The organism is Bacillus sp. KICET-3, assembly GCF_033261025.1.
Taxonomy (GTDB): Bacteria; Bacillota; Bacilli; order Bacillales; family Bacillaceae; genus Bacillus; species Bacillus sonorensis.
This window is the reverse complement of the sequence record NZ_CP137345.1, coordinates 4,074,381-4,089,563: the sequence shown is the minus strand read 5'-3', so window position 1 is coordinate 4,089,563 and position 15,183 is coordinate 4,074,381. Positions and strand designations below refer to the sequence as shown.

Sequence of the window (15,183 nt, the reverse complement as noted above, 5' to 3'; positions counted from 1 at the left end):
CCTTTTACAGCTTCATGCCCATGCGGCTTTTATAGCGTTTGATCAGCATCTGACAATCCACGCTGACGACGCCTTTCAACGGATACAGGCGTTTGGTCAGAAATTGCTCCATTTCATGGTCATTTGCAAAGATTCCATGCATATGCAGCTTGCTTGGGCCTGTCATATGATAAAGGCTTGTCACAGCAGGTTCATTTTCAAGTGCTGCGGCGACAGCCTCTAAATATTGGGGCTCGACTTCAACATTGAAGAAGACCGATACATGAATTCCCACTTTTGCGGGATTGATAACGGCAGTAAACTTTTCGATGATGCCTTCTTCAATCAGATTGTTGATTCTTGTTTGAACGGCAACCCTGGACAGACCTACGCGTTTTCCAAGATCCGTATAAGAAATTCTCCCCTCCTCATGTAATATGGAAAGAATTTTTTTATCGGTTTCATCAAGTACTAAATTCGGCATATGGTAATCAAGGCTCATAGACGCACCTTCCTTTTATGTTTGGTATATGTTTTCATCGTGCCGTGGCAATTCTAAACTGCAATGTGTTTTCTGTTTTCAAAAACGTTTTGTCAATTGTATCATATATTAAATTTCGATAAGAAGGATTATAGTGTTTTTATTCATCTTTACGAAAAAGTGTAAAGTGTCTTCTTCCGTGGAGGTAGATCATGAGGTTCCCGCCCGCTGTACGTCAAAAGAAAACACGTAGCGAAGAGGTGTATGAGACAAATCTTTTGACGCGCTTTGAAACATGGACTATAATTATCTCGAAATCGAGATAATTTTTTAAAATTGGAGGCGGAAAAATTGGCAAAAGATTTTTATACAGCCATTAAAGAAAGACGTTCTATTTATGGAATCTCTAAAGATGTAAAGGTCTCGGATGAAAGGATTCAAGAAATCGTCGAGTTTGCCGTCAATCACACCCCATCATCATTCAACTCGCAAAGCTCAAGAGCCGTTGTTCTGCTTGGCGACCAGCATGATAAGTTTTGGAATATCACAACTGAAACATTGAGAAAGATCGTTCCTGCTGATCAATTTGCAAGCACTCAGGAAAAAATGAACGCTTTCGGAAACGGCTATGGTACGGTTCTGTTTTTTGAAGATCAGCATGTCATCGAAGGACTTCAAGAACAATTTGCATTATATAAAGACAATTTCCCGATCTGGTCTGAGCAGTCTTCAGGCATGCTTCAGCTTGTTGTGTGGACCGCTTTGGAGAGCGAAGGGCTGGGTGCGACATTGCAGCACTATAACCCGCTTGTTGATGAGGATGTCAAAAAAGAATGGAACATCCCTGAACATTGGAAGCTCATCGCCCAAATGCCGTTCGGCCATCCGGTATCAGAGCCGGGAGAAAAAGATTTCGCACCGATTTCTGAACGCGTGAAAATCCATAAATAAACAAAGAAAATCCCCAATGAACGAGCATTGGGGATTTTTATTCATATTCTATCAGTCTATGATGTCGAAACCTGGTTCGAAACTTCTATAAAATGCTGCAGCGCCGGATTGCGGTTGTCCTTTCTGTGGGCGGTCACCCACTCAGCCTTAAGCCGAAGATCTTCGACTTCCCTGTAGACCACGTCAAGGTTGAATAAACGTTTGGCCGCGGCCGGCACCACGGCGACTCCCATTCCAGCCGATACCAGGCCAATCACCATTTGATATTCGGTAGCTTCCTGGGCGATGTTGGGAATGAAGCCGGCTTTTTCGCACAAAAAATTGAAATCAGTGTATAGAGAGGGCCATGCTTCTTTGTCGATCGCGATGAGCGACTCGTCTTCAAGATCCTGCAGATGAACCCTGGATGTTTTTGTGAGCGGGTGATGTTTAGGAAGCGCGAGTACGCAATGGCTTTTCTTCACTGTGTATGTCTTCAATTCATCGTTTCCTAACGGGGGATGCAATACGCCGATGTCGATGTGTCCGTTGAATAAGGCTTCGACTTGATTTGGAGTAGAAAGCTCCCGCAAATCAATGCTGACTGAAGGGAACTGTTTTCGGTATTCCCTGATGATAGGAGGCATGATTTCATATGTTGCCGAGCCGACAAATCCGATCACGAGTCTGCCGAGCTCTCCTCTGGCGGTTCTCTGGGCCATGTCGACCGCCTGATCAATCTGTGACAGGCCTTCTTTTATTTGTTTTAAAAAAACGCTGCCTGCGGTTGTCAGTTTGACGGCCCTTTTTGACCTCTTCAGCAAGGTTACGCCAATTTCACTCTCTAGCTGCTTAATTTGCTGGCTGAGCGGAGGCTGAGTCATGTTCAGCCGAAGAGCTGCTTTTCCGAAATGCAGCTCTTCGGCTACAACCATAAAATAACGAAGGTGGCGCAGCTCCATAAATTCACTCATTCCTTTCTGAATGCGATTTCAGTCGTTTTACATATTAATTGTAAGACAAAGAAGTATTGGAAAACAATTTCCACAAGATGTATATTTAATAATACAATAATTTTATTAAAAATTCATTGTAAACGAATGAAAGTGAAGGAGTGAGGGCTTTGAATAATGTAGCCGCTAAAAATGAAACTCTTACTGTAAGAGGAGCAGAGCTTGTGGTGGATAGTCTCATTCAGCAAGGTGTCACTCATGTTTTCGGTATTCCGGGAGCAAAAATCGATGCGGTGTTTGACGTATTGAAAGACAAGGGGCCTGAATTGATCGTTTGCCGTCACGAGCAGAATGCAGCATTTATGGCGGCGGCAGTCGGACGATTGACTGGAAAGCCCGGTGTGTGCCTGGTGACTTCAGGTCCGGGAGCTTCTAATTTAGCTACCGGTCTTGTGACAGCCAATACAGAAGGAGATCCGGTTGTTGCTCTTGCTGGTGCTGTAAAGAGAGCGGATCGTCTCAAAAAAACCCACCAATCAATGGATAATGCGGCATTGTTTCAGCCGATTACAAAATACAGCGCAGAAGTAGAAGATTCTAATAATATTCCTGAAGCCGTAACCAATGCGTTCAGAGCGGCATCTGCTGGACAGGCAGGCGCTGCCTTTCTCAGCTTTCCGCAGGATGTAACGGCAGGACCGGCAACCGCCAAACCGGTGGGAACCATGCCGACGCCGAAAATGGGGCCGGCTCCGGATGAACAAATCAGTGCGGCAATCGCTAAAATTCACAATGCGAACCTTCCAGTCGTGCTTGTCGGTATGAAAGGCGGAAGACCGGAAGCGGCAGAAGCGGTCCGCCGTTTGCTGAGAAAGGTGAAGCTTCCGTTTGTCGAAACATATCAGGCTGCGGGAACGCTCTCTCATGACTTAGAAGACCAATACTTTGGCCGAATCGGATTATTCCGCAACCAGCCGGGGGATATTTTATTGGAAAAAGCGGATGTCGTCTTGACGATCGGCTATGATCCGATTGAATATGATCCGGTATTTTGGAATGGAAAAGGTGAGCGGAGCATTATCCATCTTGATGAAATTCAAGCGGATATCGATCATGATTATCAGCCTGACATCGAATTGATCGGAGATATTGCCGCGACTTTGGATCATATTGAACATGATTCGCTCCCTGTAACAATCGACAAATCGCTCGTGCCTGTGCTTCACCAGCTAAGCAAAGCGCTGGAGGAACAAAGCCGGCCGCCTAAAGAGAAAAAATCAGATCTTGTACATCCGCTGGATATCATTCAGGAGCTGCGCAGTTTGGTGAGCGATGATATAACAGTCACTTGTGACATCGGCTCCCATGCCATTTGGATGTCCAGATATTTCCGCTGCTACCGTCCGCTTGGACTGCTGATTTCAAACGGTATGCAGACGCTTGGCGTCGCTTTGCCTTGGGCGATTGCCGCATCCCTTGTAAACCCTGGCAAAAAAGTCGTATCTGTTTCAGGTGACGGCGGCTTCTTGTTCTCTGCAATGGAATTGGAAACAGCGGTCAGATTAAAAGCTCCGATTGTCCACCTAGTATGGAATGACAGCACATACGATATGGTCGCCTTCCAGCAGGAAATGAAATACAACCGGACGTCCGGAGTCGACTTTGGCAATATAGATATTGTAAAATACGCTGAAAGCTTCGGAGCGAAAGGCTTGAGGGTCAATTCGCCTGATGAGCTGGCAGATGTGCTCAAGCAGGGTCTTGATGCAGAGGGGCCTGTTCTCATTGATATTCCGGTCGATTACAGCGACAACGTTCATTTGGCAGACCAGCGTTTTCCTAAAGCGTTTGAGGAGCAATTAAAAAAAGTAACCTCTAATCAATCTTGATCACAGCGCGTCCAGTCATCATAAATCTAATCAAGGGAGTGAAAAGAGGAAAATGAAAAGTATAAGCAAGCAACAAGTGGTTCAATCTGTCGATAAAAATCTCGACCAGGTCTATCAGGTCTCAACGATGGTTTCGTTGTTGGACGGTATTTATGACGGGGATTTTTGCATGTCGGAGATAAAGGAGCACGGCGACTTCGGGATCGGTACGTTTAATCAGCTTGACGGGGAGCTGATCGGATTTGACGGTGAGTTTTACCGCCTCCGTTCCGATGGAAAAGCCTATCCTGTTCAGGGAAGCGACTGCTCTCCCTTCTGCTCTTTGACGTTCTTCCGTCCGGACATCTATCATGAAATCAAACAGCGGATGACGCTTGAAGAATTTGAGGAAGAAATGAAGCGGGTTATGCCGAGTGAAAACCTGTTTTATGCGATCCGTATGGACGGAGTCTTTAAAAAAGTAAAAACAAGAACGGTCGAATTGCAGGAAAAACCGTACGTGCCGATGGTTGAAGCGGTGAAATCCCAGCCGATCTTTGATTTCAACGACATCAAAGGAACGATCGTCGGTTTTTGGACGCCGCAATATGCCCACGGCATCGCCGTATCCGGTTTCCATCTTCACTTTATTGATGAAGAACGCAATGCCGGCGGACATGTTTTTGATTATGAAATTGAAGAATGCAAGGTTCAGATTTCGCAAAAACTCAACATGAACCTCAGATTGCCAAATACGAAGGATTTCTTTAAAGCGGATTTAAGCAGCCACGATCTTGTGGCGGGCATTGAAGCGACAGAAGGAAATCCGGAATGAGAAAAAGCCCTCTTTTAGCAGAGGGCTTTTTTTGTACGGTCAGCGTTTTCTCCCTACAATCAAGATGCCTTTCAGTTTGAAAGAAACAGGCTCGCCTTTATCGTTCTGCACGATTTCAAATTCATCCCGGCAAGCCGGGGACGATCCGGTCAAATGGGCGATAATGTCCGGCCTTTTTTCTTCCGGGACGGCTCCGCGGCGAATCCAGTTTTCAAAATCGATAGGGATGTTCCACTTTTGCTTTTCGATATAGTCCAGTCCGTTTTCTTCAAACCATTCGTTCCATTCCGCAAGCGAGTATTCCCGTACATGTGACGGGTCTCTCATTTGATTGAGCTGATTGATAAACTGATCAAGGGCCTTGTCTTCAGGAGCGTAGTGATCGACAAGGATAAAGCTTCCGCCTGATTTTAGAACGCGGGCGATTTCCGCAACGGCCCGGCGGATGTCAGGGAAATGGTGGGCCGCAAAACGGCATGTAACGATATCAAAAGAAGCATCGGGAAAATCGAGCTTTTCCGCATCTCCCTGAAGAAATGACACACGGAAGGCGTTTTTTTCTTTTGCGAAAAGAGCGGCGGTCTGCACCATTTCTTCGGTAATATCAACCCCTGTGCAATGCTTGACAAAGGGTGAAAAAGCAATCGCCGTATGTCCCGCTCCAGAGCCGACATCAAGCAGAACTTCATCTCCTTGCAGAGAGACGCTGTTGACCATGAATTCAAGATCCTTTCCCGCCGAAAACAAAGGTTCATCACGATAGCGGTCAGGATTTTTCGCAAATTGCTTCTGAGCGCTTGTTTTCATACATATCTTCCTCCTCTTATGGTTATGGATTTATCGTAACGAAATCGACATCTATAAGTCTAAGATATAAAATATATGAAAACGATAGTCTGAAACTATGGAGGTGCGGGGACATGGACATGAGGCTTTTTGAATATACAGCAGAAATAGAGAAAAAAGGCAGTTTTACGAAAGCGGCTGACAGCCTTCATATCGCCCAGCCATCGCTGAGCCAGCAAATAAAAAAACTGGAGAATGAGCTCGGCTTTCCGCTGTTTTATCGGAAAAAGGGAGCCGTGTCTCCGACTCCCCAAGGGAAACGGTTCATTCAAAGAGCCAGGGACATATTGCATGCAAGAGATGACCTGCTGCGTGAAATGCACGATCAGCATCAGGAAATGGGGACAGAATTATCAATCGGCATACCCGCAGTAACGGGAGGTCATCTACTGCCGCCGCTGCTGACATCGTTTTTGGAGAAGCATCCGAACGTGCATGTCCAGCTGATAGAGGAATCGCCGGCGGTGTTAGAGCAAATGACGGAAAACGGGGAAATCGATTTGTCCATTTTGCCGCTGCCTATCGACAATGAACAGCTGGCCACTGTTCCAATATTGACAGAGCCGCTTTTTCTGGCTATTCCGTTTGAAAAGCAAAGCTGGATGACGGAACAAATGCAAACGTTCATTTATTCCGTTCGAAAAGAACCGGGAAGAACGGCTGTTCCATTAAAGGCGGCCGAAAATGTGCCTTTTATTTTATTAAAAGAAGGATACGGATTCCGCAGAACAGTGCTTGATCTATGTGCAAAAGCGGAATTTAAGCCACAGGTCACATTCAAAACGAGCAGCATTGAAACCGCACAGTCCCTTGTTGAATACGGAATGGGCGTCACGATTGTGCCGCAGATGGTGATGAGGGAAACATCTGCAAGGCTTGTCTATGTTCCTTTGGAAGCCGGGCCAACCCGGACGATTGTGTTTACTTATTCGGAAAACTGTTATGTCAGCCGCGCTGCCAAAGCTTTTATGGAGGCAGCGAAAAAATAGCATAAAAAAGACCTCTTTCGATTAAGAGGTCTGATGCTCCGCCCTTTGCCTTCAAGAAATTTTCGGCCGAGCGGGGCGGGGGGATTTTACTTCTTATTGTCTTTCCTTTCGAGCTTCAACGGAGCCGGTATGGATGGATCGACTTTTTTGCCGCTCAAAATATTTTGTGCAGCCTCAACGGCCAGCTTTCCGATTAATTCAGGCTGCTGGGCGATCGTTGCCGCCATCTCTCCTGCTTTCACCGCTTTGACCGCATCTTCATTTCCGTCAAAGCCGACGACAAGGATGTCTTTCCCGGAGCTTCTGATCGCTTCAATCGCACCGAGCGCCATTTCGTCATTATGGGCAAATACGGCTTGGATATCAGGGTTCCCCTGCAGCAGGTTTTCCATGACATTTAACCCCTTTGTGCGATCGAAGTCGGCCGTTTGCTTTGCGATGACATCGAGCTGCTGATCGGCAGTTTTGTGAAAGCCTGAACCGCGTTCCCGTGTCGCCGAAGCCCCTGGTACGCCTTCCAGCTCTGCGACTTTTGCGCCTTTTCCGAGCTGTTCAACGATGTAATCTGCTGCCATTTGACCGCCCTTTACATTATCTGAAGCAACAAGGGTTTCAACTTTCCCTTTTTCGGCTGATCTGTCAAGGGTTACGACCGGAATACCGAGCGAGTTGGCGGATTGGACCGCCGTAGAGATCGCCGCTGAGTCCGCCGGATTGATCAATAGAGCATCAACGCCTTGCTGCAGAAGATCTTCCACGTCATTTGTCTGTTTGGCAGAATCATCTTGTGCATCAACGACGATCACTTCAATTCCCCGTTTTTTTGCTTCTTTGATGACACCGTTTTTTAATGATACGAAAAACGGGTTTTTCAAGGTTGAGACGGATAGACCGATTTTGATCTCTTTTCCTTTGTCTTTCTTCGGCTTCGCCCACTCAGGCGGCTCCAATGAACAGGCTGACAGGAAGAGCAGCGCCAGCGCTGTGATAACCGTTAGCATTTTTTTCATGAATCATTGCCCTCCTTTATGCGGATTTTTTGCGGTCCAGCAGAACTGCAATCAAGATGACGATTCCTTTAACGACCATTTGGAAAAAGGATGATACACCGAGCAGGTTCAAACCGTTGTTCAATGTACCGATAATCAGGACGCCGATCAGCGTTCCGGCAATTCTTCCTTTTCCTCCGGCAAGGCTGGTTCCGCCTAAAACAACCGCGGCGATGGCGTCAAGCTCATAGGAAGTCCCCGCGGTCGGCTGGGCTGAATTGAGGCGGGACGTCAAAATAGCTCCCGCCAAAGCAGATAAAAGGCCGGCAAGAGAATAGATCATGATTTTGATCCTTGTCACCTTGACGCCTGAAATGACCGCCGCTTTTTCATTGCCGCCGATCGCATAAGTGCGGCGGCCGAACGGCGTTTTATGAAGCAGCGCCCAAAGCACGATAAAGGCAGCCGCCATAATGACGGCGGGGACGGGGATGCCTAAAAAATAGCCGCGGCCAAACAGCTGAAAACCAAAATGATTGCCGAGCCCTGTAATCGGATTTCCGTCTGTATAAACCATTGTCAGCCCGCGGAAAATCGTCATGGTCGCCAGCGTTGCGATAAACGGGGCCATTTTTCCCTTTGTAATGAGGAGCCCGTTTACCATGCCGAGCAGTGCCCCGATCAGGCAGCCGATGATGACCGCGAGTATAGGATCGATCCCGCCGACGATCATTCCCGCCACTAAAGCGCTTGAAAGAGCGAGAATCGCTCCGACTGAAAGGTCGATGCCCCCGGTCAGAATGACAAACGTATACCGAACGCAATCAGCGCATTAATGGCGACCTGTCTTAACAGGTTTAAAATATTTAATGGTTCTAAAAAGCCCGGATTTAACAGCGATACGATGACAACGAGTATGATGAGGCCGAGAAAAGGGCCGAGCTTTTGCAAAATCGAGTCGAGATTGAGGCTTTTTCCAACATCGTTGGCCGGTTGAGTTTTCATATTACAGCCCTCCTGTAGCAAGTGTCATAATTCGTTCTTGTGTGGCATCATGCCCCGATAATTCCCCGCTCAGCTTTCCTTCATGGATCACAAGCACGCGGTCGCTCATTCCGAGAATCTCGGGAAGCTCTGAGGAGACCATCAGGATTGCGACGCCGCGGTCTGTCAGCTCATTCATCAGCTGGTAAATTTCCCTTTTTGCACCCACATCAACGCCACGCGTCGGCTCATCCAAAATCAGCACTTTTGGTCCGATGCCGATCCATTTGGCGATGACCGCTTTTTGCTGGTTTCCTCCTGAAAGGCTGCGGACGTGCGTTTCAGTCGATGCCGTTTTGATCATCAGCCGCTTGAGCAAAAGGTCAACGAATTCCAGCTCGCTTTTGTGATCGATCCAGCCTCTAGGAGAAAAGCTGGTGAGATTCGGAAGGGCGATATTCTCCCGAATCGAGGCGTCGAGGACGAGCCCTTCGTCCTTCCGGTTTTCAGTAATAAACCCAATGCCTTTTTGCAAAGCATCGCCAGGTTTTTTAATGACCGCTTTTTTGCCGTTGATGAAAATATCTCCCGAGTCGAGCGGATCAAGGCCGAAAATGGCTCTCATGATTTCCGTGCGCCCTGCGCCCATCAGTCCCGATACGCCGACGATTTCCCCGGCCCGTACTTGAAAGCCGACATGTTCAAATACGCCTTTTTTAGACGCGTTTTTGACCTCAAGAACAATTGGGCCGGGCTTTGGATGCCGTTCAGGATAGCGTTCTGTCAGCTCCCGGCCGACCATCTTTTTGACGACTTCATGAAAATCGGTATCAGGGATGTTTGTCGTGTCGATCGTTTTTCCATCGCGCATTACCGTAATCCTGTCGCAGATTTCAAAAATTTCTTCCATGCGGTGGGAAATATAGACGATGGAAACGCCGTTTTTCTTTAATGCGGCAATGACCCTGAACAATTTGTTAATCTCTCTATCCGTTAGAGCCGCTGTCGGCTCATCCATAATTATCACTTTTGCATCGGTCATGAGCGCTTTGGCGATTTCAATCATTTGCTGCTGGCCCACGGAGCAGAGCCCGGCTTCTTTTTCAAGAGAGATGGAGACTGAGAGTTTTTCAAACTGCTCTTTTGCGAGCGCTTTCATTTTTTTAGTATTTAAAAAACCAAGTTTTGAAGACATCTCCCGGCCGATAAAGAGATTTTCCAACACGGTCATCTCAGGCCAAATATTCAGCTCCTGATAGATGAAGGCAATTCCGTTTTGTTCAGCTTCTTTCGGTCCGGAAAAATACATTTCCCGTCCGTCGATTTTTATGATTCCGCTGTCAAGTTTATAAAGGCCGGTTAATAGATTCATTAAGGTCGATTTACCAGCGCCGTTTTCTCCCATCAGGGCATGAACTTCGCCTTCTTTAAGCTCGAAAGAAACACCGGATAACACCCGATTTTGACCAAATGCCTTATAGATGTCTTTCATTTCAATATGCATAGGCTGCACCTTCTTTCCAGATGAACATTTAAAAAATCACCCCGGCATGCAATATACAGTTTGCAAAAGGCGTCGCTTCACCGGTGCGAATCACCGTTTTTGCCCGCTTTGCTGCTTCTTTAAATGCTTCGTGCGGGATATATTCAATGGGCTGTTTGGAAAATAGCTTCCTTAAAAACTCGGCTTGCTCCGGGTTGCCTGTATGAATTTCTGTGGCGGCGGTTACCTTTTCAACGACCATCTCTTCGGCGATCAGCTTTGTGATGTCTTTAAAGCCGGGCGTTCCCAATGTCAAAGCCAAATCGATTTTCGGAACCCCTGGCGGCACGGGCAGCCCGGCGTCTGCGATGACGATCGTGTCGGTATGCCCGAGGTCGGCCAGCACTTTAGCGATATGGCTGTTTAATATGCCGTGTTTTTTCATGAGAGCGCACGCTCCACTTCCGCCCGTTTCGGCATGCCGCCTTGTGCGCCGAATTTCAGCACTGAAAGTGAGGCTGCCCGGTTGGCAAAGCGCAGGGCCGATTCAATATCCCCGCCTTCTGAAAGAGCAACAGCCAATCCGGCATTAAAGGTGTCCCCGGCTCCTGTCGTGTCGACTGCTTTTACCGGAAAAGAAGGGATGAGCCTTTCTTCTGTCCCGTTATGGAAGCGGACGCCGTTTTTGCCTTCTGTGATAAACAGCTTTTCCGGGAACCGTTGTAACGCTTCTTCACGGGAAAGGCCTTGAAACAAAACGGAGGCTTCGTGTTCATTCGGCGTAATGTAAGCCGCGTTTTCGATTGTTGCTTTGCTAAGCGGCCGGGCTGGAGCCGGATTCAGCAGCAGGGGGGTGCCGAGCGTTTTGCACAGCCTGCTTACGTAATCGACTGTGTCTTCGGGAATTTCCTGTTGAATCATCACGATATCCGCCCGCTCAATGGCTGGCAGCGCCCGTTCGACATATTCAGGCGTTACATGGTCGTTTGCACCTTTGACGACGATGATACTGTTGTCTCCGTCGGCCAGCACGATGTGAGCTGTCCCGCTTTCTGTATCTGTAACCGGTTCCACATAGTCTGTCAAAACATCGTTCGCTTTCAAATTGGCGAGAATGGCTTTTCCGTAATGATCATCACCTACACAGCCGATCATGTGCACTTCCGCGCCAAGCCTTGCCGCCGCGACGGCTTGGTTTGCCCCCTTTCCGCCCGGCACGGTTTTAAAGGAATCTCCAAGCACCGTTTCTCCGGCTTTCGGCCGTTTTTGCGATGTGACGACCAAATCCATTGAAGAGCTGCCGATCACGCATATGTTACTCATTGTCATCAACCTTTCTTGTCGTTTGTCTTTCAATAAAGGTCACCGGCATTTGCACCGCCGATTGTTCAATATTTTCGTTTTTCATTAATGCCAGCAGCAATTTTGCCGCTTCTTTTCCCATTTCATAAGCGGGCTGCCTGATTGTCGACAGGGAAGGGAACAGCAATTCGCTTTGCGGAATATCGTCAAAACCGATAATTTGCAAATCGTCCGGAACGTTGATCTTCCGTTTTAACGCTTCATGCAAAACGGCTGTTGCCACAATATCATTGCTTGCGATAACGCCGTCAGTCTCTGGGTACAAAGAAAATAACTCCTCAGCCCGCTTTTGCGCCTCCCGAAAAGAAAACGTCTCGGTCGACATGACATGAAAGTCAACATCAGCTCCGCTTAAAATCTCAAGAGCCCCGTTAAACCGGTCTCTTGCCGTCTGCAAGTGGCCAGGTCCTTTCATAAGCGTGATTCTCTTTGAGTTTCTTTGGATGATTTCTAAAGCGGCAATCCGGCCGCCTTCTCTGCCGTCCGCAAAAACAGATGGCGCATGTTCTCCGGTTCTGTCAAGGAAGACAATCGGCATTGATAAATGTTTGTAATTCGCAGAACCTGGATCATTTGTGGCCGAAATCACTCCGACGACGTGATTTTGTTTAAATGTTTGCAGATAGTCAAGTTCTTTATCAAGATTTTCATCACTGTTGCCGAATATAAGACGAAAGCCGTTCTGATGGATTTCATCTTCGACGCCTCTGGCCAGCTGCGGGAAAAATGGGTTTGTAATATCAGGCAGCAGCAGTCCGATCAGCCGCGACTCTCTCTTATAGAGAGATCTGGCTACTTCATTCGGGTGGTAATTCAGCTGTTCCATCGCTTTTAGCACGCGGGTCTTCGTATCCTCATGTACATATCCCGTTTTGTTTAAAACGCGGGAAACCGTGGCGACGGATACTTTGGCAGCGAGCGCGACGTCCTTGATCGTGACCAACGAAGAATTCCCCCTCCTGTGTGTAACCGTTTACATAAAGAGTATCATGGCCCTGCATAATTGACAATAAAAAAATTTCTACATGTGCAGCTTTACCGGTAACAGATAAAAAAACGCAAGGGAACCTGCATGTCCGGGAAAATACATACGAAGGGTTATATAGAAGAAACAGATCACTAATAATCTCATGTAATTGGATATTATGAAGAAATGCTTATGCAATAATCAACATTTATTTGAACTTATAAACAAAATGAATAGTAAGAAAAATTAAAAATGTTAAAGTTTGATGAATTATAGATAATAAAATTTAATGCCCATTTAAATCTTAGGATTATAACCTAAAAACCGATAAAACGAGATGAATCGATCGCCTCAAAAATTGCTTGGATTTGTTAATGAATCCCGCTCATTGGAGAAAGGGATTTTGCGTTTTTGAGATATAGTCTCAATGTCATGGGACGACTTTATTTTTATTCTCCATAATGGATGACTTTTTAACCCGTCCGAACAATTTGAAAAACACCAATCATAAGCGCGAGCACCAGATATTTTCCCGTCTGTTGGGGAAATACCGGGGATATAAAGATTGATGACCGATGTATCTTTACACCTTTCATCAAATATAGGCAGAAAAGTACAAAATGAAATGTGCGTATTTTTGAAAACGGTTTCTTTAAAATGTGTTGAAAAATAAGTGAGAGATAAGAACTGTCGATTTCCAAAATTATCAACACGATGATAGGTATTAGTATCTTAGATGAGATGATCTTTGTCACAGAAAATAAAGTCGCTTTCTGTTACATAATGCCGATTGTGATTTCATATTGAACCTATATACTGATGAATGAATTTACATATCAGATTCCAAGAAGGAGATGTAGACAAACAATGTGGGTAATGCTATTAGCCTGTGTGGTCGTTGTTGGGATCGGCATTTATGAAAAGAGGCGCCATCAGCAAAACATCGATGCGCTTCCGGTCCGAGTGAACATCAACGGGATACGCGGAAAGTCCACGGTGACAAGACTGACAACAGGGATATTAATTGAAGCAGGGTACAAAACAGTAGGAAAGACCACCGGGACTGATGCAAGGATGATTTATTGGGACACACCGGAGGAAAAGCCGATTAAAAGAAAGCCTCAAGGGCCGAACATCGGAGAGCAAAAGGAAGTCATGAAAGAGACGGTGGAAAGAGGAGCCAATGCGATCGTCAGTGAGTGTATGGCCGTTAATCCTGATTACCAAATCATCTTTCAGGAAGAATTACTTCAGGCTAATATCGGCGTGATCGTAAATGTGCTTGAAGATCACATGGATGTCATGGGGCCGACTTTGGATGAAATCGCTGAAGCTTTCACGGCAACGATTCCTTATAACGGCCACCTGGTCATTACGGATAGCGAGTATACAGATTTCTTTAAACAAGTTGCCAAAGAACGGAACACCAAAGTCATTATTGCGGATAACTCCAAAATATCTGATGAATACCTCCGCCAGTTTGAGTATATGGTGTTTCCGGACAATGCGTCGCTCGCCCTCGGCGTTGCGCAGGCCTTGGGAATTGATGAAGAAACCGCTTTTAAAGGCATGCTGAATGCGCCGCCAGATCCAGGAGCAATGAGGGTTCTGCCGCTGATGAACGCCAAAAATCCGGGCCATTTTGTTAACGGTTTTGCGGCAAATGACGCAGCTTCTACGTTAAACATATGGAAACGCGTGAAAGAAATGGGCTATCCGACAGATCAGCCGATCATTATTATGAACTGCCGCGCCGACAGGGTGGACAGGACACAGCAGTTTGCAAACGATGTCCTTCCTTATATTGAAGCAAGTGAACTTGTGCTGATTGGAGAAACGACAGAGCCAATCGTCAAAGCATATGAAGCAGGCAAAATTCCTGCGGACAAGCTGTTTGATTTTGAGCACAAAACGACGGAAGAAATTATGTTCATGCTGAAAAACAAATTAGAGGGCCGTGTGGTATACGGAATCGGAAATATCCACGGAGCAGCGGAGCCTCTCATCGAAAAAATACAAGATTACAAGATTAAACAGCTCGTTAGCTAGGAGGAAGAAAACACAATGTTTGGATCAGATTTATATATCGCCCTCATTTTAGGTGTCTTACTCAGTTTGATTTTCGCGGAAAAAACGGGGATTGTACCGGCGGGACTTGTCGTACCGGGCTATTTGGGACTTGTATTTAACCAGCCGATTTTCATGCTGTTGGTCCTTTTTGTCAGCCTGTTGACTTATGTGATTGTAAAATACGGACTGTCAAAAATCATGATTCTTTACGGACGCAGAAAATTCGCAGCTATGCTGATCACGGGGATTCTCCTGAAAATCGGGTTCGATTTCATCTATCCGGTGATGCCGTTTGAGATTGCGGAATTCAGGGGAATCGGTATCATCGTACCGGGTCTGATCGCCAATACCATCCAACGTCAAGGATTAACCATTACGCTCGGAAGTACGCTTTTATTAAGCGGAGCAACATTCGTGATTATGTATGCTTACTATCTAATCTAAAGT

Annotated in this window: 14 protein-coding genes and 1 pseudogene; 6 read left to right on the top strand and 9 right to left on the bottom strand. The window is 46.5% G+C overall.

Annotated features, from left to right (window positions below; translation table 11 throughout):
- Positions 1 to 4: 4 nt before the first annotated feature.
- Positions 5 to 481, bottom strand: coding sequence for a chromate efflux transcriptional regulator ChrS (locus R5H20_RS20910; protein WP_006639330.1), 477 nt, complete (start codon positions 479 to 481; stop codon positions 5 to 7).
- Between the two features lie 330 nt (positions 482 to 811).
- On the opposite strand from R5H20_RS20910, the gene R5H20_RS20905 reads away from it, so the two are divergent.
- Entirely contained in the window at positions 812 to 1,411 is a 600-nt protein-coding gene (locus R5H20_RS20905) for a nitroreductase family protein (protein ID WP_006639329.1), read from the top strand.
- Between the two features lie 56 nt (positions 1,412 to 1,467).
- Here the strand turns inward: R5H20_RS20905 and alsR are convergent, their stop codons facing one another.
- Positions 1,468 to 2,352 carry an acetoin biosynthesis transcriptional regulator AlsR gene (gene alsR, locus R5H20_RS20900; RefSeq protein ID WP_006639328.1) on the bottom strand — a complete coding sequence of 295 codons (885 nt, stop codon included), beginning with the start codon at positions 2,350 to 2,352 and terminating at the stop codon, positions 1,468 to 1,470.
- A gap of 161 nt (positions 2,353 to 2,513) precedes the next feature.
- On the opposite strand from alsR, the gene alsS reads away from it, so the two are divergent.
- Positions 2,514 to 4,232: an acetolactate synthase AlsS gene (gene alsS, locus R5H20_RS20895; RefSeq protein WP_006639327.1), complete on the top strand. Its 1,719-nt coding sequence runs from the start codon at positions 2,514 to 2,516 to the stop codon at positions 4,230 to 4,232.
- Between the two features lie 52 nt (positions 4,233 to 4,284).
- Entirely contained in the window at positions 4,285 to 5,046 is a 762-nt protein-coding gene (gene budA, locus R5H20_RS20890; protein ID WP_006639326.1) for an acetolactate decarboxylase, read from the top strand.
- Between the two features lie 39 nt (positions 5,047 to 5,085).
- Here the strand turns inward: budA and R5H20_RS20885 are convergent, their stop codons facing one another.
- Positions 5,086 to 5,853 (bottom strand): class I SAM-dependent methyltransferase, encoded by a 768-nt coding sequence (locus tag R5H20_RS20885; protein WP_006639325.1) that lies wholly within the window; start codon positions 5,851 to 5,853, stop codon positions 5,086 to 5,088.
- 113 nt (positions 5,854 to 5,966) lie between these two features.
- Here R5H20_RS20885 and R5H20_RS20880 point away from each other — a divergent pair, with 113 nt between their 5' ends.
- Positions 5,967 to 6,881 carry a LysR family transcriptional regulator gene (locus tag R5H20_RS20880; protein ID WP_006639324.1) on the top strand — a complete coding sequence of 305 codons (915 nt, stop codon included), beginning with the start codon at positions 5,967 to 5,969 and terminating at the stop codon, positions 6,879 to 6,881.
- Positions 6,882 to 6,967: 86 nt separating this feature from the next.
- On the opposite strand, the gene rbsB is transcribed toward R5H20_RS20880, so the two are convergent.
- The 6 genes and pseudogenes from rbsB to R5H20_RS20850 form a co-directional block, all read right to left on the bottom strand.
- Positions 6,968 to 7,891 (bottom strand): ribose ABC transporter substrate-binding protein RbsB, encoded by a 924-nt coding sequence (gene rbsB / locus R5H20_RS20875; RefSeq protein WP_006639323.1) that lies wholly within the window; start codon positions 7,889 to 7,891, stop codon positions 6,968 to 6,970.
- A 16-nt stretch (positions 7,892 to 7,907) separates the two neighbouring features.
- Positions 7,908 to 8,875: pseudogene (gene rbsC / locus R5H20_RS20870) on the bottom strand (ribose ABC transporter permease RbsC).
- A gap of 1 nt (position 8,876) precedes the next feature.
- On the bottom strand, positions 8,877 to 10,358 hold the full coding sequence (locus R5H20_RS20865; RefSeq protein WP_006639322.1) for a sugar ABC transporter ATP-binding protein: 1,482 nt from the start codon (positions 10,356 to 10,358) through the stop codon (positions 8,877 to 8,879).
- A 28-nt stretch (positions 10,359 to 10,386) separates the two neighbouring features.
- The gene (gene rbsD / locus R5H20_RS20860) at positions 10,387 to 10,782 is read right to left on the bottom strand and encodes a D-ribose pyranase (protein ID WP_006639321.1); all 396 of its coding nucleotides are present in this window, start codon (positions 10,780 to 10,782) and stop codon (positions 10,387 to 10,389) included.
- Positions 10,779 to 11,660 (bottom strand): ribokinase, encoded by an 882-nt coding sequence (gene rbsK / locus R5H20_RS20855; RefSeq protein ID WP_006639320.1) that lies wholly within the window; start codon positions 11,658 to 11,660, stop codon positions 10,779 to 10,781. The genes rbsD and rbsK overlap by 4 nt, the downstream gene beginning before the upstream one ends.
- Positions 11,653 to 12,642, bottom strand: a complete 990-nt coding sequence (locus R5H20_RS20850; protein ID WP_006639319.1) for a LacI family DNA-binding transcriptional regulator — start codon at positions 12,640 to 12,642, stop codon at positions 11,653 to 11,655. The genes rbsK and R5H20_RS20850 overlap by 8 nt, the downstream gene beginning before the upstream one ends.
- A gap of 891 nt (positions 12,643 to 13,533) precedes the next feature.
- Here R5H20_RS20850 and pgsB point away from each other — a divergent pair.
- Positions 13,534 to 14,715 (top strand): poly-gamma-glutamate synthase PgsB, encoded by a 1,182-nt coding sequence (pgsB, locus tag R5H20_RS20845; RefSeq protein ID WP_006639318.1) that lies wholly within the window; start codon positions 13,534 to 13,536, stop codon positions 14,713 to 14,715.
- Positions 14,716 to 14,730: 15 nt separating this feature from the next.
- Complete coding sequence (gene pgsC / locus R5H20_RS20840) at positions 14,731 to 15,180, top strand: poly-gamma-glutamate biosynthesis protein PgsC (protein WP_006639317.1); 450 nt, start codon at positions 14,731 to 14,733, stop codon at positions 15,178 to 15,180.
- Positions 15,181 to 15,183 lie beyond the last annotated feature (3 nt).